This window comes from Micromonospora sp. ATA51 (assembly GCF_016802855.1).
In the GTDB taxonomy this organism is placed as follows: domain Bacteria; phylum Actinomycetota; class Actinomycetes; order Mycobacteriales; family Micromonosporaceae; genus Micromonospora; species Micromonospora sicca.
In genome coordinates this window covers 1-1,541 of record NZ_JAEVHJ010000642.1, presented here as the reverse complement: position 1 = coordinate 1,541, position 1,541 = coordinate 1, and the positions used below count along the sequence as shown (strand labels likewise).

At 68.2% G+C, this 1,541-nt stretch carries 1 protein-coding gene; it reads left to right on the top strand.

Annotated elements, in window-relative coordinates; all coding sequences use genetic code 11:
- Window positions 1-78: 78 nt before the first annotated feature.
- A complete protein-coding gene (locus JNW87_RS38595) occupies window positions 79-1,533 on the top strand; it encodes an IS66 family transposase (protein WP_161558030.1) in 1,455 nt (484 codons plus the stop codon).
- Window positions 1,534-1,541 lie beyond the last annotated feature (8 nt).

The window sequence follows — 1,541 nt, the reverse complement described above, 5'->3', positions numbered from 1 at the left end:
GTACGTATTCAGCCTGAGGTGAGTCGCTGATCGGGGCCTGCTGTCCACTGTGGCTTGGCTGACTGGCATGATCTTGGTGTGCAGCCCGGGTCGCAGCTTCCCTCGTATGAGGAACTGGTCGCAGTGGTTGCTGAGCTGCGGGTTGAGGTGCAGCGGCTGCGTGAGGACAACCAGCGGTTGGGTGAGGACAACCAGCGGCTGCGGGTGGAGAACGCTGAGCTGACGCGTCGGCTGGGGTTGAACTCGACGAACTCGTCCAAGCCTCCGTCGTCAGATGGGCTGGGCAGGCAGACGCCGAAGCCGAGGGGTGGGGGCTCTGGCCGGCGTCGGGGTAAGCAGCCGGGGTCCTCGGGGTCGACGCTGCAACTGGTCGGGGATCCGGAGTTTACGGTGGTGCACCGGCCGGACCGGTGTGTGAACCCGGTCTGCGGCGCGGACCTTCGCGACGCGGTGGAGTACGCCCGCCAGCGGCGGCAGGTGTTCGAACTGCCGGAGCCGAAGATCGTGGTCACCGAGCATCAACTCGTGGCGGTGCGGTGCTGGTGTGGGCAGGTCAGCGAGGCGGCGCCGCCGGCGGGGGTGACCGGCCGCGCCCAGTATGGGCCCGGCGTGAAGGCCGCGGCGGTGTATGGGCGTGGGGCTCAGTTCCTGCCGTTCGCGCGGGTGTCACGGCTGCTGGGCGATCTGTGCGGCGCGCCCGTGTCGACCGGGTTCGTGCACGCGGTGGTCACCGAGGCGGCCCGCCGGCTGGGCCCGTTCACCTCACACCTGGCCGCGTTGCTGCACGTGGAGCGGGTGCTGCACGTCGATGAAACCCCGGCCCGTCTCGACGGCGGGTTCAAATACGTGCACGTGGCCTGCACCCCGATGCTGACGTCGTTTCATGTCGGCGGCCGCAGCAAGGCTGACATCGACGCCGGTGGGGTACTTCCCGGCTTCGACGGCACTATCGTGCGGGACGGCTACGCCGCTTACCAGCACCTGCGCGACGCCGAGCATGCTTGGTGCGGGGCGCATCTGATCCGTGACCTACGCGCCGTGCACGAGACTGACCCGGCCGGCCAGCAATGGGCTGAGGTCATGGCCGACACGCTGCTGATGGCCAAGACGATGACCGAGCAGGCGGTCGCCGCCGGCCGCAGCACACTGACCGAGGCTGAGGTCAGCCACATCCGGGCCTGCTACGCCGGCGCCCTCGCCTACGGCCGCCAACAGAACCCACCCGAGCGGCACGGCGAATTGTCGAAGGCCGGCAAACTGGTCGAACGCTTCCACCAGCATCGCGGCATGATCCTGCGGTTCGTGGTCGACCTGGCCGTGCCGTTCACGAACAACCAGGCCGAACGTGACCTGCGCCCGGTCAAGCTCCAACAGAAGATCTCCGGCACCTGGCGCACCCTGCAAGGACTCGCCGACTTCGCCGCCGTCCGCTCCTACCTATCCACCGCCGCCAAACACGGCCAGGACGCACTCGACGTGCTCAAACAGCTGTTCACCACCGGCCCGTGGATGCCCGCCGCTCTCTCAAGCTGAATACGTAC